Here is a 22216-nt window from a genome sequence, read left to right as displayed (position 1 = left end):
GCTCAGTAGCCGCCGGGAGGCGGCACCATCTCCGCACGCACACCGAGCAGCCTGATCGGCCGGTCGTCCCCGAGGCCCCGGAGCAGGTCGAGCGCCGTGCGCGCGACCTCGTCGGCATCGGTCGTCGGCTCGTCGAGCTTGCGGCTTCGCTGGACGGTGAAGAACGGAGCGAACCGCACCTTGAGGTGCACGCGTGCGCACGGCCGGCCCTCGCGCCCGATGTCCTCGACGACCTGGACGGACAGGTCCCCGAGCGCGGCCGCGATCTCCTCGGGTGACGTGAGGTCGCGCTGGTAGGTGGTCTCCCGGCCGTGCGCCCGCGGCACCCAGGGCGTGTCGTCGACGGTCGCGCGACCGCCTCCGCGCCCGAGCCGGCCGTAGTGCGGGCCCATGGTCGGCCCGAACTCCGCCACCAGCAGATCGGGATCGGCCGCGGCGAGCTCGGCCACCGTGCCGATCCCGTGCCGTGCGAGCCGTGCGGCGACCCGTGATCCGACGCCCCAGAGCGCGGTCGTGGGGCGTTCGCCCATCACCGGCAGCCAGGTCTCGCGAGTGAGCATCGAGACGCCGCGCGGCTTGCCGAAGTCGGTGGCGATCTTGGCGCGGGTGGTGGTGTCGCCGATGCCGACCGAGCAGTGCAGCCCCGTGGCGGCGAGCACGTCGGCCCGGATCTGCCGGGCGAGCCCCTCCGGGTCGTCGGTCTCGACGCCCACGAACGCCTCGTCCCACCCGAGGACCTCGACGGTCGCGCCGGGCACCGACTTCAGGGTGGCCATCACCTCGGCCGACGCGGCCTCGTACACCGGCCGGTCGACGGGGAGGAAGACCGCGTCGGGACAGCGGCGTACGGCGGTCTTGAGGGGCATGCCGGAGCGGATGCCGTACTCGCGAGCCGCGTACGACGCCGTCGACACGACTGCGCGCTCGGTCGGGTCGCCGCGGCCGCCGACGACCACCGGCAGACCGGCGAGCTCCGGGCGCCTGAGCACCTCGACGGCGGCGAGGAACTCGTCGAGGTCGACGTGGAGCACCCAGGAGGTCACAGGCCCAGCGTGGCCCACGCGCTCAGTCGGTGCGAGGCTGCGGCTTGAACCGGCGGACCTCCTGCGGCCAGCCGCACGCCTCGGCGACCTTGCCCGCCCAGAGCTTCGCGGCCTCGTCGTCGGCGACGTCCACCAGCGCGAAGCCGCCGAGGTACTCCTTGGTCTCGACGTACGGCCCGTCCGAGATCGCCACCACGCCACTGGTGGGGTCCGCGCTGTAGATGAGGGCTCCCTCGTCGGGCTCCTCCAGCCCGCCGGAGAAGACGTAGACCCCGGCGGCCTTCATCTCGTTCATCACGGCCATCGCGAGCGGTCCGCGCCCGCGGAACCACTCCTCGGTGTGGTCGCCGACCCACTGCTGGTTGAAGTAGATGAGGTACTCGGGCATGAGCGCTCCTTCTCGTGGTGCAGACCCCGGTGGCCCGCTCCCACCTGTGCCACGAACGGCGACAGGCGAATACGACAGGGTGGTCCGGGGAAGTCAAGCATCAGCCGCGCCAGGTGTAGCGGTGCTCCGGCCGGCCGGTCGAGCCGTAGCGCAGGCGCAGGTCGACCCGGCCGGCGGACACCAGGTCGGCGAGGTACCGCTGGGCGGTGGCCCTGGAGACGCCGGTCGCGTCGGCGACCTGCTGCGCGGTGAGCGCGTCGTCCGCCGCCTGGAGGGCGTCCCGGACGGCCTCGGCCGTCACTGCCGAGCGACCCTTCGGCATCGCCCCGGCGGGCGAGTCGCCCTCGCGCAGGACGGCAAGTGCGCGGTCGACGGCCCGCTGGTCCGCCTGCCCGGACTCCAGCGTTGCCCAGAAACGGCGGAAGGCCGCGAGCCTCCCGACGAGGACCGCCGGCCCGAACGGCTTCAGCACGACGTTGACGGCCCCGCGGGCGACCGCGCGCCGGATCACCCCGGCATCGGTCTCCGCGCTGATCAGCATGACGGCGGCGTCAAGGCGCCCGATCAGCGAGGTGCCGCGCTCGTCGGGGAGGTACTCGTCGAGCAGCACGAGGTCGGGGTGCTCGGCAGCAGCGATCGCCAGGGCATCCGCGGCGGTGTGCGCCACGCCGAGGACCTCCATCCCCTCGACTCCTGCCACGAGGTCGGCGTGCAACCGAGCCACCCGGAAGTCGTCCTCGACGACGAGCACCCGGATCACGGGGTCATCTCCTTCGCCGTCGCGCCGATCACGCCCCGCAGCCTCGCTTCGAACACCGCGCCGTGCGACGCCGGGGGAGGACCGCCGGGGTCGATCAGCACGATGTCGCCGCCGCCGGAGCGGGCGGTGTGCCGCGCCAGGGAGAGCCCGAGCCCGTGTCCGGCGGCCTCGTCCGGCCTGCTGGTCCATCCGTGGTCGAAGACCGATTCGGCCGCGTCGGCAGGTACGCCGTCCCCGGTGTCGCGCACGTGGACGACCAGGTCCTCCTCGTCGGACAGGAGCGTCACCTCGACGCGGGCCGGCTCCCGGACGCCGGTCGCGGCGGCGCGCACCGCGTTGTCGAGGAGGTTGGCGACCACCGTCACGGTGTCGAGCGGCCGGACGAGGCGTCCGGCGACGAAGCTCTCGGGGGTCACCTCGAAGGTCACGCCCGACTCCGACGCGGCGGCTGCCTTGGCGGCCAGGACGCCGGCGAGGTAGGGGTCGTCGACGCCGGCCACCCAGGTCGTCGTACCGGAGAGCTCCTCGAGGTATGCGAGCGCCTCGGAGACGTGGCCCCGGTGCAGCAGCCCGGCGAGCGCGTGCAGGCGGTTGGTGTGCTCGTGCGCCTGCGCCCGCAGCGCATCGGTGAGCGCTCGCGTCGCCTCGAGCTCGCGGGCCAGCGTGTCCAGGTCGCTCCGGTCGCGCAGGATCAGCACCTCGCCGAGGTCGCGGCCGTCGCGCTGCACCGGGAGACGGGTGGCGAGGACGGCTCGGTCCGCGACGATCCGGAGCGCGCCGCGGGGTGCCGGCCGGCGGGTCATCAGCTCGACCACGGCCGGGTCGACGGCCGCCGGGTCCAGGGCCTCGCCGCGGCGCGGCACCGAGCCGAGCAGCCGGACGGCCTGGGGGTTCGTGACGGTGACCCGTCCGGAGTTGTCGACCGCGAGGATGCCGTCGGTGACGCCGTGCAGCACCGCCTCGTGCTCGCGGACCAGGTCGGCCATCTGCTCGGGCTCGAGGCCGAGCGTCGTGCGCCGGAGCCGGCGGCCCATGCTGATCGCCCCGATGATCCCGAGGGCGAGCGGGACCAGCGCGATCAGGCCGAGCGTGACCGCCAGCGCCCGGGTCTTCTGGTCGATCGCCGCGATCTCGATCCCGACGCTCACCTCGCCGACGACGGCCCCGCTGTCGTCCCGCAGTGGCACCTTGCCGCGTGCGGACCGGCCCAGGGTGCCGCGCTCCACGGTGACGACGTCGTGGCCGGAGAGCGCTTCCTCCGGACTCGTCGACACGCGCTCGCCGATGCGCGCGCGGGTCGGGTGGCTGAACCGGATGCCGCGGTCGTCGGTGACGACCACGTAGAGCGCGCCAGTGGCCCGGCGTACCGCCTCGGCCTCCTGCTCGACCGGACCCTCGGGCGCCGGGCTCGACCCCGTGACGGCGGCCGGAAGCCCCGGGAGTTGCGCGACCGAACGGGCGATCGCGAGCGCCCGCTGCTCGTACTGCTCGGTCAGATCGCGACGCAGGACGACGACTGCAGCGGCGGTCCCGAGCAGCACCACGAGGCTCAGCAGCAGCGCGGTGAGCACCGCGATCCGGGAGCCGAGCCGGAGCCGCGGTCGCCGCGTCGCGGGGACGCGATGAGGGCGTGGCACCCGCTCACGGTAGCCCGGCGACCGCCTTTCCAGACAGGCTGAGCAGAATGCGCAGAACGCAGGTTGTGCGCACTGCCGACGCAATGCGCGCAAGGGTAGTGACCCACGTCATAGCCACCTAGCGTCCCGGCCCATGACCCCACTCACCCCACCGGCGATCTCGCTGCGGGGAGCGACCAAGAGGTTCGCGACCCGCAGTGGTGCGCCGTTCACCGCCCTCACCGACGTCACCCTCGACGTCGCTGCCGGCGAGTTCGTCACGATCGTCGGACCGACCGGCTGCGGCAAGTCCACGACGCTGTCTCTGGTCTCGGGCCTGGAGCCCGCATCGGCGGGCACCGTCGAGGTGCACGGCCGGCCCGTCACCGGGATCCCCGAGGGCATCGGCTACATGTTCCAGACCGACGCGGTGCTGCCCTGGAAGAACGTCCTGGACAACGTCGCCCTCGGCCTGCGCTACCACAAGGTCGCCCGGTCCGAGGCGCACGCGAAGGCGCGCGACTGGATCAACCGGGTCGGCCTCGGCGGCTTCGAGGACCGCTACCCGCACCAGCTGTCCGGCGGCATGCGCAAGCGCGTGGCGATGGCGCAGTCGCTCATCGGCGAGCCCTCGATCCTGCTGCTCGACGAGCCCTTCGGCGCCCTTGACGTGCAGACCCGCGAGCACATGCAGGACGAGCTCCTCGAGCTCTGGTCGGGCACCGGCGCCGCGGTCGTCTTCATCACCCACGACCTGACCGAGGCGATCAGCCTGGCGGACCGGGTCGTGGTGATGACCGCCGGTCCGGGCACCGTCAAGGAAGCCGTGCCGATCGACCTGCCCCGCCCGCGCAAGGTCGAGGAGATCCGCCTCACCAACGACTTCATGGAGATCTACCGGCGCGTGTGGGACTCGCTGCGCGAAGAGGTCGAGATCACCCGAGCAAGAGGAGCAGCCAATGTCGCATGACCTGCTGGTGGCGGGCGAGGCCCGGCCGATCGATCCGAAGGCCGCACGCGGCCGCCTCGATCTCGGCAGACGTCGCGGGGGAAGTCGCTCACCGTGGGTGGTGACCGGCGTCCGGGTGCTCCTCGTGGCCGTCTGGCTCGGCAGCTGGGAGCTGGCGGCACGGACGGTCATCGACCCGTTCTTCTACTCCAAGCCGACGGCCATCTGGGACAAGCTGGTGACCTGGTTCCAGGACGGGACCTCGCACGGGTCCATCTGGTCGAACATGGGGGTCACCCTCGAGGAGGCGGTGCTCGGCTTCCTGATCGGCACCGTTGCCGGCGTCGTGCTCGGAGTCGTCCTCGGGCGCAGCCAGTTCCTCGCCGACGTACTGGCGCCCTTCATCAAGGGAGCCAACGCGATCCCGCGCATCGTGCTCGCCTCGCTGTTCGTGATCTGGTTCGGCCTCGGGATGTCCTCGAAGGTGGCGACCGCGTTCGTGCTCGTCTTCTTCGCCGTGTTCTTCAACGCGTTCCAGGGCGCCCGCGAGGTGGACAAGGTCCTCGTCGACAACGCCCGCATCCTCGGCGCCTCCCGGTGGGACCTGATGCGCTCCATCATCCTGCCGAGCGCGACCTCCTGGATCCTCGCGAGCATGCACGTCGCCTTCGGGTTCGCGCTGATCGGTGCGGTCGTCGGCGAGGTGGTCGGCGCCGACAAGGGCATGGGCCTGCTGATCAACCAGGCCCAGGGCAACTTCGACGCCGCCGGGATCTACGCCGGGATGGTCGTCGTCACCGTGCTCGCGCTCGGGGCGGAGTGGCTGATCACCCAGCTGGAGAAGCGACTGACGGCCTGGCGGCCGCCGTCGAACAGCCAGGCCGCCGGCATCTGATACCCAGCACGTCTCTCACCCCACCAGCGGGCACATCTGCCCACGAACAGGAGAAACCAATGTTGCGCACCACCACCGGACGGATCGCCGCGAGCGCCGTCGCCCTCACCCTGGCCGCCTCCATGGCCGCCTGCGGTCGGAGCAGCTCCGCCAGCTCCGACGACGACGCCAAGGGGACGCCGAAGGTCAGCATCATGGTCGGCGGCATCGACAAGGTGATCTACCTCCCGGCGATGCTCACCGAGCGCCTGGGCTACTTCAAGGACGCCGGTGTCGACGTCAGCCTCAAGACCGAGCCGTCCGGCGCGACCGCGGAGAACGTCCTGGTCGCCGGCAAGGTCGACGGCGTGGTCGGCTTCTACGACCACACTGTCACCCTCCAGGCCCAGGGCAAGTGCATCGAGAGCGTCGTGCAGTTCGCGAAGGTGCCCGGTGAGGCCGAGGTGGTCTCGACGAAGGCGGCCGGCGCGATCGGCGCGCCGACGGACTTCAAGGGCAAGAAGCTCGGCGTGACCTCCCCGGGCTCGTCGACGGACTACCTGACCCAGTACCTCGCGACCAAGCACGGCGTCGACACGAAGGACTACACGACCGTGACCGCGGGCGCCGGGTCGACGTTCCTGGCCGCGATCGACAACGGCGGCATCGACGCCGGCATGACCACCGACCCCACCATCGCCCAGGTGGTCAGCCAGGGGAAGGGCAAGGTGCTGCTGGACATGCGCACCGAGGAGGGCACCAAGGCGGCCCTCGGCGGGCTCTACCCGGCAGCCTCCATGTACATGGACTGCGACTACGTGAAGAACAATCCCGACACCGTGCAGAAGGTCGTGGACGCGTTCGTGAAGACGCTCGGGTGGATCCACACCCACAGTGCCGCTGACATCGCCGCGAAGATGCCGGCCGACTACGCCGGCGGCAACCCGGCTCTCTACGAGCAGGCGATCAAGGACTCCTCGCCGATGTTCACCACCGACGGCGTGATGCCGGAGGGCGGCCCGCAGACCGTGCTCGACGTGCTCGGCACGTTCAGCGACACGGTGAAGGCGAAGAAGGACGACATCGACCTGTCGAAGACCTACACCACCAAGTTCGCCCAGGCCGCGAGCTGATCCCCACCGTCCGGGCCCGTCTCGCGCATTTCGCGCGCGGCGGGCCCGGCCGTCATACTCGCTGCGTCATGACTTCAAGCCCCACGGCCACTCCTCGTCACACCGTCGCGATGGTGACGCTCGGCTGCGCCCGCAACGAGGTCGACTCCGAGGAGCTCGCCGGCCAGCTCGAGGCGGGCGGCTTCCTGCTCGTGGACGACCCCGCCGACGCCGAGACCGTCGTGGTCAACACCTGCGGCTTCGTCGAGGCCGCGAAGAAGGACTCCGTCGACACGCTCCTCGCGGCTGCCGACCTCAAGGACGACGGCACCACCCGCTCGGTCGTCGCGGTCGGATGCCTCGCCGAGCGGTACGGCGCCGAGCTCGCCACCTCGCTGCCCGAGGCCGACGCGGTGCTCGGGTTCGACGACTACCCCGACATCGCCGACCGGCTGCGGTCGATCCTCGCCGGCGAGAAGCACGCCGCGCACACCCCGAGCGACCGGCGGCTGCTGCTCCCGATCAGCCCCGTCGAGCGCGGCGGCGTCGACGTGACGATCCCCGGCCACTCCGTGCCGGTGGTTGAGCCTGTCGAAACCCTCGGCGCCGGCGGCCCTGCCACCGGCCCGCGATCGGTGCGACGTCGGCTGGACGGCGGCCCGATGGCGCCGCTCAAGCTCGCGTCCGGCTGCGACCGGCGCTGCACCTTCTGCGCGATCCCGAGCTTTCGCGGCTCCTTCGTCTCGAGGCGGCCCGGAGACGTGCTCTCCGAGGCGCGGTGGCTCGCGGAGCAGGGCGTCCGTGAGCTGTTCCTGGTCTCGGAGAACTCCACCTCCTACGGCAAGGACCTCGGCGACATCCGGCTCCTCGAGACCCTGCTGCCCGAGCTCGCCGGCATCGACGGAGTCACCCGTGTCCGGGTCTCCTACCTGCAGCCGGCCGAGACCCGGCCCGGCCTGGTCACCGCGATCGCGCAGACACCCGGCGTGGCGGCGTACTTCGACCTGTCCTTCCAGCACGCGTCCGCGCAACTGCTGCGCAGGATGCGCCGGTTCGGTGACCCGGACTCGTTCCTGGCGCTCCTGGCCGACGTGCGCAGCCAGGCGCCCGCCGCGGGGGTCCGGTCGAACTTCATCGTGGGCTTCCCCGGCGAGACCGAGACGGACTTCGAGACCTTGTGCGACTTCGTCGCCGAGGCCGGGCTCGACGCAATCGGGGTGTTCGGCTACTCCGACGAGGACGGCACCGAGGCCGCGTCGTACGCCGGGAAGCTGGCCGACGAGGTCATCGCCGAGCGCGTCGAGCGGCTCACCGGGCTGGCCGAGGAGGTGACCGCCCGCCGGGCAGAGGACCGGCTCGGGGAGCGGGTCGAGGTGCTCCTGGAGACCGTCGACGGCGAGCTGGTCGAGGGGCGAGCAGCCTGTCAGGGTCCGGAGGTGGACGGGTCCACGACGCTGACCACGCTGCCGGCCGGTGCCCGGGTGGGTGACATGATCGAAGCCGTCGTCATCGCCACGGAGGGTGTCGACCTGGTCGCGGACCCGATCCGGGGCCTGGCCGGCTGACCGAGAGGGAGCAGATGAGCGCGGAGCAGGACCCGTCGTCACCGCCCAGCAACTGGAACGTGCCGAACGCCCTCACCGCGCTGCGGATCGCGATGGTCCCGGTCTTCGGCTGGGCGCTCCTGCACGACGGTGGCGACAGCCACGGATGGCGCTGGCTCGCCTACGGTCTCTTCGTGGTCGCGATGGTGACCGACAAGATCGACGGTGACATCGCCCGGCGGCACAACCTGGTCACGAACTTCGGCAAGATCGCCGACCCGATCGCGGACAAGGCGATCACCGGCATGGCGTTCATCGGGCTCTCGGTGGTGGGGGAGCTCTGGTGGTGGGTGACGATCCTCGTGCTGGTGCGCGAGTGGTCGGTGACGTTCGCCCGGCTCTCGATCGCCCGTCAGGTGGTGATGGCGGCCCGGCAGAGCGGCAAGGTGAAGACGATGGCGCAGGCCCTCGCGCTCGGCGGCTTCGTCGCGCCGTTCAAGCACCTCTCAGGAGGCTGGGACGTGCCCGGTGACGTGGTGTGGTGGATCGCCGCGGTCCTGATGGGGATCGCGGTGGCGCTCACGGTGAGCTCCGGGCTGGAGTTCGCCCGCGACGTGGTCCGACAGCGGCGCACGGTCGAGGACCGGCAGCCCACCTGACCGACGGGGCAGGTCAGCGCTTGAAGCGCTCCTCGCGCTCGCGCCGCGCGCGTTCGGCGATCGCCCGGTAGTGCACGACGACGCGGTGCAGCTCCCGCGGGTCGACCTCCTTCGGGCCGAGCTCGACGATTCGTCCGTCGACGGCCTCGAGCCGGAGCCGCCAGCTGGGCTGCTCCGGGTCGCCGATCAGGTCGACCAGGTGCATCGGGTCCGCGAGGTTCACCACGTCGAGCTGTCCGCCGCGGTGGATGCGCAGCACCGAGCCCTTGAGCTCGACCGTCGTGATCGGCGCGGCCATGAGTGCGCCGCGGAAGATCACGGCAACGATCGCGCTCGCGGCCAGCCCGGCGATGGCGACCGGGGACTGGGACGTGATGGTGAGCACCAGTGAGGTCACGACGCCGGCCAGTGCCAGCACCAGCAGGGTGCCGGCAACGACGCGGGGCTTGGCGGTCTCCGACCAGTGCGCGGTCTCGGGGATCGGCGGGCCGGAGCGTACGGGTACGACGTACTCGAGCTCGTCGTGCTCGGGCTCGGCCTGCGCCGGGACCTGGTGCGGCGTGGCAGTGCCGCGGTCCGGACCGATCCAGGACGGCGTCGCGAACTGCGACCGGGCCTGGGCACGCTGCTGCTCGGCCCACTCCCGGGCCGCGCGTTCTTCGCGCTCGGCAATGGTGCCGCTGTCCGACTCGTCCATGGTTCCTCCCCAAATGTGTGGAGTTGCTACGGTTCCAGTGTCGTACTTGTGGCGAATTGGTGGACTGGACCGGTCAGGGAACTGACTGGACCGGTCGCCGGAACCGTCACCATGTCAACGCGCGAGACGACCCCCAGTCACGCCGGCGAGCGCCCGCGCCGCCTGGACGAGCGTGAGGTGGGAGTAGGCCTGCGGGAAGTTGCCGGCCATCCGCCCGGTGTCGACGTCGTACTCCTCGCTGAGCAGGCCGACGTCGTTGGCGAGGCCGACGAGGCGCTCCATGAGCTGGAGACCCTCGTCCACGCGCCCGGCGCGGGCGTAGGCGGCGACCAGCCAGAACGAGCAGGCGAGGAACGGGTGCTCGTCGCCGGCGAGGCCGTCGACCCCGGTGCTGGTCCGGTAGCGGAGCACCAGGCCCGCACGCATGAGGTCCTGCTCGACCGCGTCGATCGTGGCCAGCATCAGCGGGTCGTCTCCGGCGACGAACCCGACGGCCGGGAGCACCAGGAGCGAGGCGTCCACCTGGGTGGTGTCGTAGTGCTGGGTGAAGCACCCCCTCCGGGCGTCGACCCCCTTCGCCATCACCTGCTCGCGGACGTCGTCCCTGAGGGCTCGCCACTGCTCGACCGGTCCGTCGAGGCCGTGTCGCTCGACTGCGGTGACCATGCGGTCGAACGCGGCCCAGACCATGACCTTGCTGTGGGTGAAGTGCCTCTTGGGGCCGCGGATCTCCCAGATGCCGTGGTCCGGCTGCTGCCACGTCTGCGCCAGCTGCTCGACGAGCTTGCGCTGAAGGCTCCAGCCGTCGGGGGTCTCCTCGAGACCGACGTCGCGCGCGGTCGCGAGTGCGCAGATCACCTCACCGATCACGTCGGTCTGGCGCTGGTCGACCGCGGCGTTCCCGATCCGGACCGGTCGCGACCCGGCGTAGCCGGCGAGGTGGTCCAGCTCGTGCTCCGGCAGGTGCCGGCCGCCGTCGACCGTGTACATCACCTGGAGGTCCTCCGGGTCACCAGCCACCGTCCGCAGCAGCCAGTCGCGCCAGGGGGCCGCACGGTCCGGCCGCTTGGTCCCGATCACCGCCTCGACCGTGAGGGCGGCGTCGCGCAGCCAGGAGTAGCGGTAGTCCCAGTTGCGCTCGCCACCGAACTGTTCGGGAAGGGACGTGGTCGGCGCGGCCACGATGCCACCGGTGTCCTCGTGGGTCATGGCGTGCAGCACGAGCAGGCTGCGGATCACCGGGGCGCGGAACGGCCCGTCGTACTCGGTCTCGACGGCCCACCTGCGCTCGATCTCCATCGTCCGCTCCAGCCGGCTGTCGACGTCGAGCGGCTCGGGGACGTCGCGGTGCGACGGGACCCACGTGAGCGTGAAGTCGAAGCGGTCTCCGGCGGACACGTCGAACTCGTCCTCGTGCTGGCCCTCGACCACGACTCGGGGCAGCCGTGATCCGGCGAGCACGACCTTGTCGGGGCCGGCGACCGCGATGATCACCTGCCGGCCGAACGCCGTGGCGCGGTGCACCCACGGCCGGATCCGGCCGTAGTCGAAGCGGATCACCAGCTCGTGGCGCAGCCGGACGGTGCCGCGGATCCCCTCCACGCGGCGGACGATGTCGGCCCGGCGGTCGCGGATCGGCATGAAGTCGGTGACCCTCACCTGGCCGCTCGGCGTCGTCCAGGTCGTCTCGAGCACGTTGGTGTCCTCGACGTACCGGCGCTCGGAGGTCGCGCCGGCTTCGGGGACGGTCAGCGACCAGTGGCTGTCGTCGGGGTCGCCGAGGAGACGCGTGAAGCACGAGGGGGAGTCGAACCGTGGCAGGCAGAGCCAGTCGATCGAGCCGTGGCGGCTCACGAGTGCGATCGTGTGGCCGTCGTCGATCACCGCGTAGTCCTCGATGGCCGCGGCACGTCCCTCGTGGTCCGGATGTGGGGTCGCCGTCGCCATGTCCGCAGACACTAACCTCTGACCTGTGGAACCAGCCGAGCTCGCCGCCGAGCTGCACCGGGAGCTGACCCGCCGCGGTGCCACCGTGGCCTGCGCAGAGTCGCTGACCGGCGGCGGCCTGGCCGACCTGCTCAGCGGTACGCCGGGTGCGTCGGTCAGCTACGTCGGCGGTGTGGTCGCCTACGCCACGAGGATCAAGCACGACCTGCTCGGCGTCACCGCCGACCGCGTGGTCTCCGCCGAGTGCGCGTCCCAGATGGCCGCCGGCGTGCGGAAGCTGATGGGCGCCGACTGGGCGGTCTCGACCACCGGCGTGGCCGGGCCGGACACGCAGGAGGACCAGCCGGTGGGCACGGTCTTCGTGGGGATCTCCGGACCGCGTGGCGAGCAGGTGCGGCGGCTGGCGCTCGAGGGCGACCGCGGCCGGATCCGCGCGCTCGCCGGTGGCCAGGCCGTGCAGGCCCTGCTGGACGAGCTGGGCCGATGAGCACCGCCCCGCCTCCTCGAGGTCGCCGACCGGCTCTACGCCGGCCCGCTCCCGGACTTCACCCCCGATCGCGACGCAGCAGCCAAGGGCGCGGCGTCGGGCGAGCAGGCGGACAAGGGGCTCGCCGCCCGGATCAAGGCGCTGAGGAAGCCTTCGATCGCCGCGTGGGCGCTCAACGTGCTGATCCGGCGTGAAGCAGAGCAGATCGACCAGGTGCTGGCACTCGGTGAGTCGCTGCGCGCTGCGGCGGAGTCGATGTCGGGGGAGGACCTGCGGGCCCTGACCCGGCAGCGTCGGCAGCTCACGCACGCGCTGGCGGGCACGGCACGCGACCTCGCACACGAGCAGGACGTCCGGCTGACCGACACGGTCGTCGACCAGGTCGAGGGGATGCTCACGGCGGCGATGCTCGACCCGGTCGCCGCGCAGGTGGTGCGCTCCGGGTTGGTGCTCACCGCCTTCACCTCGACGGGGATCTCTGAGCTCGACGTCCAGGCCGTCTGCGCCGTGCCGGAGGCCGTCGGCAAGTCCCATCGCGCGACGACCACCGAGCGGCAGGCGCCCTCGTTGCACCTCGTGCCCGAGGACGACCGCGTGCGCCGTGAGGCCGCGCAGGACGAGGTCGACGAGGCGTCTCGGGCAGTCGACGAGGCGCGCGCAGAGCTGGACGAGGTCGAGGCGGGACTCAAGACGCTCCACGCCCGCCGCCTGCAGCTGCAGGGCGAGATCGACGAGCTGCGCCGCCGGCTCGCCGAGCTCGAGGACGACGTGGACGCCGTCGACGAGGACCTCGAGGAGGCCGAGGGCGCGCGCAGCGACGCGGCCGTCGTACTCGAGGAGGCGGAGGAGGAGCTCGCCGCCGCCCGGAAGGCCCTGGAGGCCCTCTCCTGAATTTCCGCCGAGGCGGCTCAGATGAAAGCCCAGGGATCGCCGAGGCGGCTCAGGTGAAAGCCCAGGGATCGCCGAGGCGGCTCAGGTGAAAGCCCAGGGATCGCCGAGGCGGCTCAGATGAAACTTCTGAGACCGTCCGGGCCGGGCGTTCGTTTTCATCCGAGCCGCCTCGACGCGATTTCGCCTTTCGTTTGCGCCGCCTCGGCGCGTCTTGGGTTTTCATCTGCGCCGCCTCGGCGGAAGATTTGGGGAGGGGTCCGGGGATTTCGGTTCAGGCCCAGTCCTTGGCGCGTTCCACGCCCTTCTGCCACAGCGCGTAGGCGGTCTGCGTGCGCTCCCTGGCGGCAGGGTCCGGGGTGAAGGTCCGGTCGAGCTGCCACGAGGAGCGGAGGTCCTCGGTGGAGTCCCAGGCACCGGTGCCGAGGCCGGCCATGAAGGCGGCGCCGAGGGCGGTGGTCTCGACGATCCGCGGCCGGTCGACCGGTACGCCGAGCAGGTCGGCCTGGAACTGGCAGAGCAGGTCGTTCGCCGCGGCACCGCCGTCGACCTTCATCGAGGCCAGCGCCGTCTCCGGGGTGACCGTGTCGATGACGTCGCGCACCTCGAACGCGATCGCCTCGAGCGTCGCGCGGACGAGGTGGGCGCGCGTCGTGCCGCGGGTCAGGCCGAGGATGGTGCCGCGGGCGCGCGGGTCCCAGTGCGGCGCGCCGAGCCCGGTGAGGGCCGGCACGAACACCACGCCGTCGGAGGAGTCGACGGTCGCCGCGATCGCCGCGGTCTCGGCCGCGGTGCCGACGATCTGCAGGCCGTCGCGCAGCCACTGGACCGCGGCTCCGGTCACGAAGATCGCGCCCTCGAGGGCGTAGGTGAGAACGCCGTCGGGGGAGCGCCAGGCCGCGGTCGACAACAGGCCCGCGTCGGAGCGGACCACCTGGCTGCCGGTGTTGGTCAGGATGAACGACCCGGTGCCGTAGGTGCACTTCGAGTCGCCCTCGTCGAAGCAGGTCTGCCCGAAGAGCGCGGACTGCTGGTCGCCGGCGATGCCCGCGATGGGCAGGTCCAGGTCGAGGAAGCTGCGCGGCTCGGTGCGCGCGAGCTCGCCCCAGTTGTCGACCACCTCGGGCAGCGCGTCGCGTGGCACGCCGAAGAGCCCGCACAGCTCCTCGGACCAGTCGCCCCGCTCGAGGTCGAACAGCAGCGTGCGGGACGCGTTCGAGACGTCGGTGATGTGCCAGGTGCCCCGGGTCATCCGGGCGACCAGGTAGGAGTCGACGGTGCCCACGGCGTACCGGCCGGACTCGACCAGCGCCCACGTGTTCGGCTCGTGCTCGGCGAGCCAGGCGAGCTTGGTGCCGGAGAAGTACGGGTCGAGCCGGAGGCCGGTGAGCTCTGCCACCCGCGGCTCGTGGCCCTCGGCCCTGAGGCGCTCGCAGATCTCGGCAGTACGCCGGTCCTGCCAGACGATCGCGCGCCGCGGCGAGCCGAGCGTCTCGCGGTCCCACAGCAGGACCGTCTCCCGCTGGTTCGTGATCCCGATGCCCGAGAGGGCGGCGGGGTCGCCGCCCCAGGCCTTCAGGCAGGCTCTCGCCGACTCGAGCGTGGCCTGCCAGATCTCCTCGGGCGAGTGCTCGACCCAGCCGGGCTGCGGGAAGTGCTGGGCGAACTCCTGGTAGCCCCTGGCAGCGATGGCGCCTTCGGGGGTGACCACGAGTGCCGTCACGCCGGTGGTCCCGGCGTCGATCGCGAGGATGCTCACCGGTCTCCTCCGCTCTCGCGCAGCAGGTCCAGCACCTTCTGGTCGATCCAGCTGCCGTCCTCGGCGACCCGCATCTCGTAGTTCTCGGTGCCGGCCCACGCCTGGAGGTCCGGGTGCCCCGCAGCCCGGGCGAGCTCCTCGAGCTCGGCGGCGAGCTCGGGTGTGACCGGAACCTTCTCGGCGTCGGTCGACGCGGTGAGGTAGAAGTCGTTGAGGTCCAACAGCCGGGCCAGCTCGGTCACCGGTTCCGGGTGGTCGTCGACCCGCAGGTCGGCGGCGACGTCGTCGAGGCCGGCGTAGCCCGCGCCGTCGGAGACGACGAGCAGGGCCGCGGACTGACGGCCCCGCCGGTCGCCACCGGCCGCGTCACCGGCGGCGAGCGCGGCCAGCAGGCGGCGGGCGAGCGGGGAGTCGGCGGTCTCGTCCCAGGCGCGCTTCATGGCGTCGACGACCTCGGGGCCGGCCAGCACGTTGCCCTGGATCGCCACACCCGGTGCGGAGACGCCGCCGGCCCAGTCGAGGCAGGCCGGTCCGGTGTGGCTGGCTGCGCCACCCTCGACGTCGACGATGCCGAGCTGGCGGTGGTCGCGCTTGTCGTCCTCCTCGATCATCCGCTGCAGGGCGACGCCGGCGGTCGCGCCCTCGTCGAGCAACGACAGGCCGATGCCCTTCCACGCGACGTTCGCGTCGGCCTGGGTGGCGAGTGCGCCGACGCCGGCGACCGCGGCCGGGACGACGTTTCCGACGGCGAGGAACTTCGAGGCGACGGCCACGCCCCACGCGGCCTCGCCGCGCGCGTCCGTCCCGTGTCCGACGATCGAGAAGGTCATGGCGCGACCCTAGCGAGTTTCAACTAGTGTGTGCCGGGTCACTTTAACGATCCAATTGAGGAGTGCAGATGCGCGTCGGAGTGCTCACCGGGGGCGGGGACTGCCCCGGCCTGAACGCCGTGATCCGGGCGGTCGTCCGCCGAGGGGTCAAGGAGTTCGGCTACGAGTTCGTCGGGTTCCGCGACGGCTGGCGGGGACCCCTCGAGGGCCTGACCATGCCGCTGGGGATCGCTGAGGTGCGCGGCATCCTGCCTCGCGGGGGCACCATCCTGGGCTCCTCGCGCACGAACCCGTTCAAGGTCGACGGCGGAGTCGAGCAGATCAAGGCCAACCTCGCCAAAGCCGGCGTCGATGCGCTGATCGCCATCGGTGGCGAGGACACCCTCGGTGTCGCAACCAAGCTGCACGACCTCGGCGTCAACGTGGTCGGCGTGCCGAAGACGATCGACAACGACCTCTCCGGCACCGACTTCACCTTCGGCTTCGACACCGCGGTCAACATCGCGATGGAGGCGATCGACCGGCTGCACACGACCGCCGAGTCGCACCACCGCGTGCTCGTCGTCGAGGTGATGGGCCGGCACGCCGGCTGGATCGCGCTGCACAGCGGCATCGCGGGCGGCGCGAACGTCGTGCTGATCCCGGAGCGCCCGTTCGACATCGAGCAGGTGTGCAAGCACGTCATGGAGCGGTTCGAGAGCAAGTACGCCGTGATCATGGTGGTCTCGGAGGGCGCGGTGCCGGTCGAGGGCGGCGACATGACGCTGGTGTCGGGGGAGAAGGACGCGTTCGGGCACGTCCGCCTCGGCGGCATCGGAGAGCGGCTCGCCAACGAGATCGAGAGCCGCACCGGCCACGAGGCGCGGGCGGTCGTCCTGGGTCACATCCAGCGTGGTGGCACGCCGACCGCGTTCGACCGATGGCTGGCCACGCGCTTCGGCCTGCACGCGGTCGCGGCGGTCCGCGACGGCGACTTCGGCACGATGATGGCGCTGCGCGGCACCGACATCGTCCGGGTGCCGTTGGTCGAGGGCACCGGCGAGCTCAAGCTCGTGCAGCCGGACCAGTACGCCGAGGCGGAGGTCTTCTTCGGCTGACCCGGGTCACGCCAGGTCGACGTACAGGGCGCGGTGGTCCGAGACGTTCAACCGCACTGCCTCGGACGCCGTCGCGCGGAGGCGGCCGTCCGCGAGCACGTGGTCGAGCTGCTCGTGGGGCTCCGGGGACGGGAAGGTCGCGTGCGTGGCCAGCGGCTGCAGGCCGGTGACCTGGCCGGCGGTCCTGGCGTCCATGTTCAGGTCGCCGGTCAGCAGCAGCGGCCGGCGGCGTCCGGCAAGCGCGCGCACGAGCAGGCGCAGCTGGTGCCGGTTCCAGCGGGGCACGAACGACAGGTGGGTGGTCGCGACCGTGAGCGGCCCCTCGGTCGCGGCGACGTCGGCCACGACGGCGACGCGCGGCTCGTCGTGCACCCACGTCGGGAGCAGCCGGCGTCCGAAGCGCATCGGCACGCGGGTCCTGATCGCCGGGAGCCTGACCACCTGCCAGGCGCTGAGGGGGTAGCGGCTCAGCAGGGCGATCCCGTACGCCGCGTCGTCGGGCTGCTCCTCGCCGGTGGCCGCGAACCACGTCGACCCAGGACTGCCGGAGAGCGCCGCGACGAACCGGTGCTCGCGAGCTCCCATCGCGTCGGCGGCGACCTGGGTGAGGTCGGCGTTGCGGGAGCGAGGCTGGTTGCGATCCACCTCCTGCAGCGCGAGCACGTCCGCGTCGAGGGTCGCCACCGCCGCGGCGAGCCGGTCGACGTGCACCTGGTCGTCGTCGGGGCTGCGCCCGTGCAGGATGTTGAAGGTCGCGACGCGCATCGTGCTGGCGGTTCCCGACCGTCCCTCCGGCATGCGCGGGGGCCCTCCGGGAACAAGGAAGCCATGGGAGAGGACCAGGCGAACCTGCGCGAGGCCCTCAAGCGCGTGGCGACGAGCTTGAAGGAGGCCGGGGTGCCGTTCGCGCTGACCGGCGGCTATGCCGCCTGGGCGCTGGGCGGCCCCGAGCCCGACCACGACGTCGACTTCCTCATCGACCCCGACGACGCCGACAAGGCCGCGGGGCTCCTCGCCGAGCAGGGGCTGCAGATCGTCCAGCCGCCCGAGGACTGGCTCTTCAAGGTCTTCACCGACGACTCGATGGTCGACGTCCTCTACCGCGCGCCCGGCTGGCCGCAGGTGCGCGACGTGCTCGAGCGGGCCTCCGAGGCCGAGGTGCTCTCGGTCTGGATGCCGGTGCTCACGGCGACCGACCTGCTGGTGCAGAAGCTCGCCGTCCTCTCCGAGCGCTACTGCGACCTCGCCGCGGTGGTGCCGACCGCGCGCGCCCTCCGTGAGCAGGTCGACTGGGACGTGGTCCGCGACCGCGTCGCCGGGAACCCGTACGCCGAGGTCACCCTCGACCTCCTCGAGCGGCTCGACGTGATCGCGCCCGTGAACGCCTGAGGCGTCCGCCGCAGGAGATGCGGCCGGGTGGAAACGGCCCGGGACGTAGGATTGGCCGGTGCCACACCAAATCTCCGGGGGCCCGATCCCCGACCTCGCAGCGCTGCACGCGATGGGCGCCGCGCAGCAGCCGGCGTACCCGGACCCGGTGGCGGTCGATGCGGCCGTGGCTCGGCTGCGTTCGTTCCCGCCGCTGGTCTTCGCGGGGGAGTGCGACAAGCTCAAGGACAAGCTCGCCGCGGTGAGCCGCGGCGAGGCCTTCCTGCTGCAGGGTGGCGACTGTGCCGAGACGTTCGACGGCGTCACCGCCGACAACGTCCGCAACAAGCTGCGAGTGCTGCTGCAGATGGCGGTGGTGCTCACCTACGCCGCGTCCGTGCCGGTCGTGAAGCTCGGCCGCTTCGCCGGGCAGTACGCGAAGCCGCGCTCGTCGGACCTCGAGACGCGCGACGGGACCGTCCTCCCGGCGTACCGGGGTGACGCGGTCAACGGCTACGACTTCACCGAGGCCTCGCGGGTCCCCGACCCGCAGCGGCTGGTGGAGGTCTACCACGCCTCGGCCGCGACGCTGAACCTCGTGCGCGCGTTCACCACCGGTGGCTACGCCGACCTGCGCCAGGTGCACGCCTGGAACACCGACTTCGTGCTGAGCTCGGCGGTCGGCAGGCGCTACGAGGCGGTGGCGAGCGAGATCGACCGCGCCCTGACCTTCATGAAGGCGATCGGCGCCGACCCCGACGAGTTCCACCGCGTCGAGATGCACTCGAGCCACGAGGCGCTCCTCCTCGAGTACGAGCACTCGATGACGCGCATCGACTCGCGCACGCAGCTGCCGTACGACGTGTCGGCACACTTCGTGTGGATCGGTGAGCGCACCCGTCAGCTCGACGGTGCCCACGTCGAGCTGCTCAGCCGCGTGCGGAACCCGATCGGCGTGAAGCTGGGCCCGACGACGAGCGCCGACGACGCCATCGCGCTGGCCGCACGGCTCAACCCGGACAACGAGGCCGGCAGGCTCACCTTCATCACCCGCATGGGTGCGGAGCGGGTCAACGAGCTGCTGCCCCCGCTGGTGGAGAAGGTCGACGCGGCCGGCGTCCAGGTCGCCTGGGTGTGCGACCCGATGCACGGCAACACCTACGAGGCGTCGTCGGGCTACAAGACCCGCCGCTTCGACGACGTTATCGCCGAGGTGCAGGGCTTCTTCGACGTCCACCGTGCGGTCGGCACCTGGCCGGGCGGAGTGCACGTCGAGCTGACCGGCGACGACGTCACCGAGTGCGTCGGCGGCGGCGAGGAGCTCGCCGAGATCAACCTCGCCGAGCGCTACGAGTCGGTGTGCGACCCGCGGCTCAACCGCGTCCAGTCGCTCGAGCTGGCGTTCCTGGTCGCCGAGATGCTGCGCAAGGCCTGAAACGCCGCCATACGCGGCGCCTGGCTGCGTTTGTCCTCGCTCGACGTCCGCTCCGCTGCGCTCCGCTGAAGGACGCCTTCGCTCGTCCGCCTTGCCATGCACCACGTCTGACGACGTTCCGACTGGATGAACCGGCGCGGTCTCTTGGCCGTATGGGAGAGCATGACGCCCCCTCGCGCGCCGCGATGCATCGCCGCGCTCATCGCCCTGCTCGGACTGGTGCTCCTCGGACCGCTCGCGTCCGCCCGAGCCGCCGACACGGTGGTGTCCGTGCAGGACTTCTCGTTCACCCCCGCAGCGGTCACGACCGGCCTCGGCGACACGGTGACGTGGGCCTTCGCCTCGATGCACACCACCACCTCGAACCAGAGGTTCTGGAGCTCGGGAGCGCGCGACAGCGGCGACCGCTACCAGGTCAGGTTCCGCGATGCCGGAGCGTTCGGCTACCACTGCTCGATGCACCCGTCGATGACGGGGCGCGTGTCGGTGCCGGTGCGGGCGTCCGGGTCGTCGGCGAGCGGCTGGCGGCTGACCTGGTCGGTGCGCACCAGCACCCCGGCGAACCGTCGCTTCGACGTCCGGCTCAAGCGGGTCGGGACGAGCAGGTGGACGTCGTACCGGAAGGCGACCGCGAAGCGGGCGGCCTCCTTCGACCCGGCGCGCACCGGCACGTACCTGGTCGAGGCCAGGACCCGCAACGTCGGTGCCGGCGTCTCCGGATGGTCACCGGCGCTGACGGTCGCGATCTCCTGATCGCTACGCTCGAGCGATGATCGACCTGCGCTCGGACACCGTCACGCGCCCCACCCCGGAGATGCGCGAGGCGATGGCGCGCGCGGAGGTCGGGGACGACGTCTACGGCGAGGACCCCACCGTCCTCCGCCTGCAGGAGCGGGTGGCCGGCATGTTCGGCAAGGAGGCGGCCCTGTTCACGCCCACCGGCTCCATGGCGAACGTGCTCGCCGTGGCGGCCCTGGTCGGTCCGGGCCAGGAGGTGCTCTGCGAGGCGCGCGCCCACATCGTCCGCGCCGAGCTCGGTGCCCACGGTGCGCTCACCGGGCTCACCACGCGGACCTGGTCGCACCCTGACGGACAGGTCGATCTCGACGCGATCAGGTCCATGTACGCCGCGGACATGGGCCCCTTCTTCGTCCGCACGACCGCCGTCTCTGTCGAGAACACGCACAACTTCGCCGGCGGTGCCGTGCTGCCGATCGACGACCTGCGCGCGCTGCGCGACTGGGCCACCACGATCGGCTGCGCGGTGCACCTCGACGGCGCCCGGATCTGGAACGCCCACGTCGCCACCGGTACGCCGCTCGCCGACTACGGCGCCGTCGCCGACACGATCTCGGTGTGCCTCTCCAAGGGACTCGGTGCGCCGGTCGGATCGCTCGTGCTCGGCAGCGCGGAGATCGTCGAGGAGGCCCGCATCCGGCGCAAGCGCCTGGGCGGTGGCATGCGCCAGGTCGGCGTACTGGCCGCGGCCGGGCTGCACGCCCTGGACCACCACCTGGACCGGATGGCCGAGGACCACGCGCACGCGCGCCTGATCGCGGAGGCGTGCGGCGTCGACCCGGCCACCGTGCCCACGAACATCGTCGTGGTCGACGTGCCGTCCGCCGCCGAGGTGGTCGCAGCGGCAGGTGAGCAGGGGGTGCGCATCGGCGCCGTCGGACCGCAGCGGGTCCGGCTGCTCACCCACCTGGACATCGGTCGCGAGGACGCCGAGCAGGCGGCGAAGGTGCTGGGCACGATCCTCGCCTGAGGCGGCGTAGGGTCTTACGAAGTCGAGCGAGGGAGCGCGCGTGAGCACCGAGAGCCATCTGCTGGAAGAGCTGGAGCCGGTCGTGGCCGAGAACCTCGACCGCCACCTCGCGATGGCGCAGGAGTGGCATCCCCATGACTACGTCCCGTGGAGCGAGGGTCGCGACTTCGCGTTCCTCGGCGGGGAGGACTGGTCGCCCGAGCAGTCGCGGCTGTCCGAGACCGCCAAGGCGGCCATGGTGACCAACCTGCTCACCGAGGACAACCTGCCCTCCTACCACCGCGAGATCGCCACCCGGTTCGGGCGCGACGGCGCCTGGGGCACCTGGGTCGGCCGGTGGACGGCCGAGGAGAACCGCCACGGCATCGCCATGCGCGACTACCTCGTGGTGACGCGCGGCGTCGACCCGGTCGAGCTCGAGCGCGCCCGCATCGACTACATGACCTCGGGCTACGACTCGGGGGACAAGACCGCGCTGGAGGCGGTGACCTACGTGTCCTTCCAGGAGCTCGCGACGCGCGTCTCCCACCGCAACACCGGCAAGGTCACCCAGGACCCGATCGCGGACCAGATGCTCGCCCGGATCTCCAAGGACGAGAACCTGCACATGGTCTTCTACCGCAACATCGTCGCGGCCGCGCTCGAGATCGCGCCGGACGCCACCATGCGGGCCATCGCCGACGAGGTGATCGGCTTCGAGATGCCCGGCGCCACGATGGCCGGCTTCCGGCGCAACTCGATGATCATCGCCAAGGCAGGCATCTACGACCTCCGGCTGCACCACGACGACGTGATCATGCCGATCCTGCGGCACTGGGCCGTCTTCGACCGCACCGACCTGGGCGAGGTCGGGGAGCAGGCCCGTGCCGAGCTCGCGGCGTTCCTCGACGGTCTCGACGCCCAGGCGACCCGCTTCGTCGAGCGCCGAGCCGAGAACCGGGCGCGCACCGCCGCCAGGGCCGAGAGCGACGAGACACCCGACATCGCGTCCTGAG

22 protein-coding genes are annotated in these 22216 nt (G+C 71.8%); 13 read left to right on the top strand and 9 right to left on the bottom strand.

The window, feature by feature from the left end; genetic code table 11:
• Positions 1 to 2 precede the first annotated feature (2 nt).
• The 4 genes from ACVW00_RS12780 to ACVW00_RS12765 form a co-directional block, all read right to left on the bottom strand.
• Positions 3 to 1043: a DNA polymerase IV gene (locus ACVW00_RS12780; RefSeq protein ID WP_457111279.1), complete on the bottom strand. Its 1041-nt coding sequence runs from the start codon at positions 1041 to 1043 to the stop codon at positions 3 to 5.
• Between the two features lie 22 nt (positions 1044 to 1065).
• Positions 1066 to 1431, bottom strand: coding sequence for a YciI family protein (locus ACVW00_RS12775; protein ID WP_457111278.1), 366 nt, complete (start codon positions 1429 to 1431; stop codon positions 1066 to 1068).
• A 100-nt stretch (positions 1432 to 1531) separates the two neighbouring features.
• Positions 1532 to 2191, bottom strand: coding sequence for a response regulator (locus ACVW00_RS12770; RefSeq protein ID WP_457111277.1), 660 nt, complete (start codon positions 2189 to 2191; stop codon positions 1532 to 1534).
• Positions 2188 to 3828, bottom strand: coding sequence for a sensor histidine kinase (locus ACVW00_RS12765; RefSeq protein WP_457111276.1), 1641 nt, complete (start codon positions 3826 to 3828; stop codon positions 2188 to 2190). Before ACVW00_RS12765 ends, ACVW00_RS12770 begins: the two co-directional genes overlap by 4 nt.
• A gap of 133 nt (positions 3829 to 3961) precedes the next feature.
• On the opposite strand from ACVW00_RS12765, the gene ACVW00_RS12760 reads away from it, so the two are divergent.
• The 5 genes from ACVW00_RS12760 (at position 3962) to pgsA (ending at position 8945) form a co-directional block, all read left to right on the top strand.
• Positions 3962 to 4777, top strand: a complete 816-nt coding sequence (locus tag ACVW00_RS12760; RefSeq protein WP_457111275.1) for an ABC transporter ATP-binding protein — start codon at positions 3962 to 3964, stop codon at positions 4775 to 4777.
• Positions 4767 to 5651 (top strand): ABC transporter permease, encoded by an 885-nt coding sequence (locus tag ACVW00_RS12755; RefSeq protein ID WP_457111274.1) that lies wholly within the window; start codon positions 4767 to 4769, stop codon positions 5649 to 5651. The genes ACVW00_RS12760 and ACVW00_RS12755 overlap by 11 nt, the downstream gene beginning before the upstream one ends.
• 59 nt (positions 5652 to 5710) lie before the next feature.
• The gene (locus tag ACVW00_RS12750; RefSeq protein ID WP_457111273.1) at positions 5711 to 6763 is read left to right on the top strand and encodes an ABC transporter substrate-binding protein; all 1053 of its coding nucleotides are present in this window, start codon (positions 5711 to 5713) and stop codon (positions 6761 to 6763) included.
• A 68-nt stretch (positions 6764 to 6831) separates the two neighbouring features.
• Entirely contained in the window at positions 6832 to 8307 is a 1476-nt protein-coding gene (gene rimO / locus ACVW00_RS12745; RefSeq protein ID WP_457111272.1) for a 30S ribosomal protein S12 methylthiotransferase RimO, read from the top strand.
• A 14-nt stretch (positions 8308 to 8321) separates the two neighbouring features.
• Entirely contained in the window at positions 8322 to 8945 is a 624-nt protein-coding gene (gene pgsA / locus ACVW00_RS12740) for a CDP-diacylglycerol--glycerol-3-phosphate 3-phosphatidyltransferase (RefSeq protein ID WP_457111271.1), read from the top strand.
• 13 nt (positions 8946 to 8958) lie between these two features.
• On the opposite strand, the gene ACVW00_RS12735 is transcribed toward pgsA, so the two are convergent.
• Positions 8959 to 9642, bottom strand: a complete 684-nt coding sequence (locus tag ACVW00_RS12735) for a hypothetical protein (RefSeq protein WP_457111270.1) — start codon at positions 9640 to 9642, stop codon at positions 8959 to 8961.
• Positions 9643 to 9756: 114 nt separating this feature from the next.
• Positions 9757 to 11589: a glycoside hydrolase family 15 protein gene (locus ACVW00_RS12730; protein WP_457111269.1), complete on the bottom strand. Its 1833-nt coding sequence runs from the start codon at positions 11587 to 11589 to the stop codon at positions 9757 to 9759.
• Positions 11590 to 11614: 25 nt separating this feature from the next.
• On the opposite strand from ACVW00_RS12730, the gene ACVW00_RS12725 reads away from it, so the two are divergent.
• Positions 11615 to 12076, top strand: a complete 462-nt coding sequence (locus tag ACVW00_RS12725; protein ID WP_457111268.1) for a CinA family protein — start codon at positions 11615 to 11617, stop codon at positions 12074 to 12076.
• Positions 12077 to 12253: 177 nt separating this feature from the next.
• Positions 12254 to 12967, top strand: coding sequence for a hypothetical protein (locus ACVW00_RS12720; protein ID WP_457111267.1), 714 nt, complete (start codon positions 12254 to 12256; stop codon positions 12965 to 12967).
• A 271-nt stretch (positions 12968 to 13238) separates the two neighbouring features.
• Here the strand turns inward: ACVW00_RS12720 and glpK are convergent, their stop codons facing one another.
• Together glpK and ACVW00_RS12710 are read right to left on the bottom strand one after the other, a co-directional pair.
• Positions 13239 to 14723, bottom strand: coding sequence for a glycerol kinase GlpK (gene glpK, locus ACVW00_RS12715; protein ID WP_457111266.1), 1485 nt, complete (start codon positions 14721 to 14723; stop codon positions 13239 to 13241).
• Positions 14720 to 15553, bottom strand: coding sequence for a DUF1028 domain-containing protein (locus tag ACVW00_RS12710; protein ID WP_457111265.1), 834 nt, complete (start codon positions 15551 to 15553; stop codon positions 14720 to 14722). The genes glpK and ACVW00_RS12710 overlap by 4 nt, the downstream gene beginning before the upstream one ends.
• A 68-nt stretch (positions 15554 to 15621) precedes the next feature.
• Between ACVW00_RS12710 and ACVW00_RS12705 the strand changes: the two genes are divergently transcribed.
• A complete protein-coding gene (locus tag ACVW00_RS12705) occupies positions 15622 to 16650 on the top strand; it encodes a 6-phosphofructokinase (RefSeq protein ID WP_457111264.1) in 1029 nt (342 codons plus the stop codon).
• A gap of 6 nt (positions 16651 to 16656) precedes the next feature.
• Here the strand turns inward: ACVW00_RS12705 and ACVW00_RS12700 are convergent, their stop codons facing one another.
• On the bottom strand, positions 16657 to 17448 hold the full coding sequence (locus tag ACVW00_RS12700) for an endonuclease/exonuclease/phosphatase family protein (RefSeq protein WP_457111263.1): 792 nt from the start codon (positions 17446 to 17448) through the stop codon (positions 16657 to 16659).
• A 30-nt stretch (positions 17449 to 17478) separates the two neighbouring features.
• On the opposite strand from ACVW00_RS12700, the gene ACVW00_RS12695 reads away from it, so the two are divergent.
• The 5 genes from ACVW00_RS12695 to ACVW00_RS12675 all read left to right on the top strand — a co-directional run bounded on the left by ACVW00_RS12695 (position 17479) and on the right by ACVW00_RS12675 (position 22215).
• Entirely contained in the window at positions 17479 to 18039 is a 561-nt protein-coding gene (locus tag ACVW00_RS12695) for a nucleotidyltransferase family protein (RefSeq protein ID WP_457111262.1), read from the top strand.
• A 112-nt stretch (positions 18040 to 18151) separates the two neighbouring features.
• Positions 18152 to 19453 carry a class II 3-deoxy-7-phosphoheptulonate synthase gene (locus tag ACVW00_RS12690; RefSeq protein WP_457113109.1) on the top strand — a complete coding sequence of 434 codons (1302 nt, stop codon included), beginning with the start codon at positions 18152 to 18154 and terminating at the stop codon, positions 19451 to 19453.
• Between the two features lie 162 nt (positions 19454 to 19615).
• A complete protein-coding gene (locus tag ACVW00_RS12685) occupies positions 19616 to 20206 on the top strand; it encodes a hypothetical protein (protein WP_457111261.1) in 591 nt (196 codons plus the stop codon).
• Positions 20207 to 20222: 16 nt separating this feature from the next.
• Positions 20223 to 21221: a threonine aldolase family protein gene (locus ACVW00_RS12680; RefSeq protein ID WP_457111260.1), complete on the top strand. Its 999-nt coding sequence runs from the start codon at positions 20223 to 20225 to the stop codon at positions 21219 to 21221.
• Between the two features lie 40 nt (positions 21222 to 21261).
• Positions 21262 to 22215 (top strand): acyl-ACP desaturase, encoded by a 954-nt coding sequence (locus ACVW00_RS12675; protein WP_457111259.1) that lies wholly within the window; start codon positions 21262 to 21264, stop codon positions 22213 to 22215.
• Position 22216 lies beyond the last annotated feature (1 nt).

The organism is Marmoricola sp. URHA0025 HA25 (assembly GCF_054059435.1).
This window is presented reverse-complemented; position numbering and strand designations above follow the sequence as displayed.

Excerpts from the sequence above, each read along its gene's own strand:
- ACVW00_RS12775 (WP_457111278.1), bottom strand. The coding sequence starts at position 1,431 with ATGCCCGAGTACCTCATCTACTTCAACCAGCAGTGGGTCGGCGACCAC.
- ACVW00_RS12760 (WP_457111275.1), top strand. The coding sequence starts at position 3,962 with ATGACCCCACTCACCCCACCGGCGATCTCGCTGCGGGGAGCGACCAAG.
- ACVW00_RS12755 (WP_457111274.1), top strand. The coding sequence starts at position 4,767 with ATGTCGCATGACCTGCTGGTGGCGGGCGAGGCCCGGCCGATCGATCCG.
- ACVW00_RS12750 (WP_457111273.1), top strand. The coding sequence starts at position 5,711 with ATGTTGCGCACCACCACCGGACGGATCGCCGCGAGCGCCGTCGCCCTC.
- rimO (WP_457111272.1), top strand. The coding sequence starts at position 6,832 with ATGACTTCAAGCCCCACGGCCACTCCTCGTCACACCGTCGCGATGGTG.
- pgsA (WP_457111271.1), top strand. The coding sequence starts at position 8,322 with ATGAGCGCGGAGCAGGACCCGTCGTCACCGCCCAGCAACTGGAACGTG.
- ACVW00_RS12735 (WP_457111270.1), bottom strand. The coding sequence starts at position 9,642 with ATGGACGAGTCGGACAGCGGCACCATTGCCGAGCGCGAAGAACGCGCG.
- ACVW00_RS12730 (WP_457111269.1), bottom strand. The coding sequence starts at position 11,589 with ATGGCGACGGCGACCCCACATCCGGACCACGAGGGACGTGCCGCGGCC.
- ACVW00_RS12710 (WP_457111265.1), bottom strand. The coding sequence starts at position 15,553 with ATGACCTTCTCGATCGTCGGACACGGGACGGACGCGCGCGGCGAGGCC.
- ACVW00_RS12705 (WP_457111264.1), top strand. The coding sequence starts at position 15,622 with ATGCGCGTCGGAGTGCTCACCGGGGGCGGGGACTGCCCCGGCCTGAAC.
- ACVW00_RS12700 (WP_457111263.1), bottom strand. The coding sequence starts at position 17,448 with ATGCCGGAGGGACGGTCGGGAACCGCCAGCACGATGCGCGTCGCGACC.
- ACVW00_RS12695 (WP_457111262.1), top strand. The coding sequence starts at position 17,479 with ATGGGAGAGGACCAGGCGAACCTGCGCGAGGCCCTCAAGCGCGTGGCG.
- ACVW00_RS12690 (WP_457113109.1), top strand. The coding sequence starts at position 18,152 with ATGGGCGCCGCGCAGCAGCCGGCGTACCCGGACCCGGTGGCGGTCGAT.
- ACVW00_RS12685 (WP_457111261.1), top strand. The coding sequence starts at position 19,616 with ATGACGCCCCCTCGCGCGCCGCGATGCATCGCCGCGCTCATCGCCCTG.
- ACVW00_RS12680 (WP_457111260.1), top strand. The coding sequence starts at position 20,223 with ATGATCGACCTGCGCTCGGACACCGTCACGCGCCCCACCCCGGAGATG.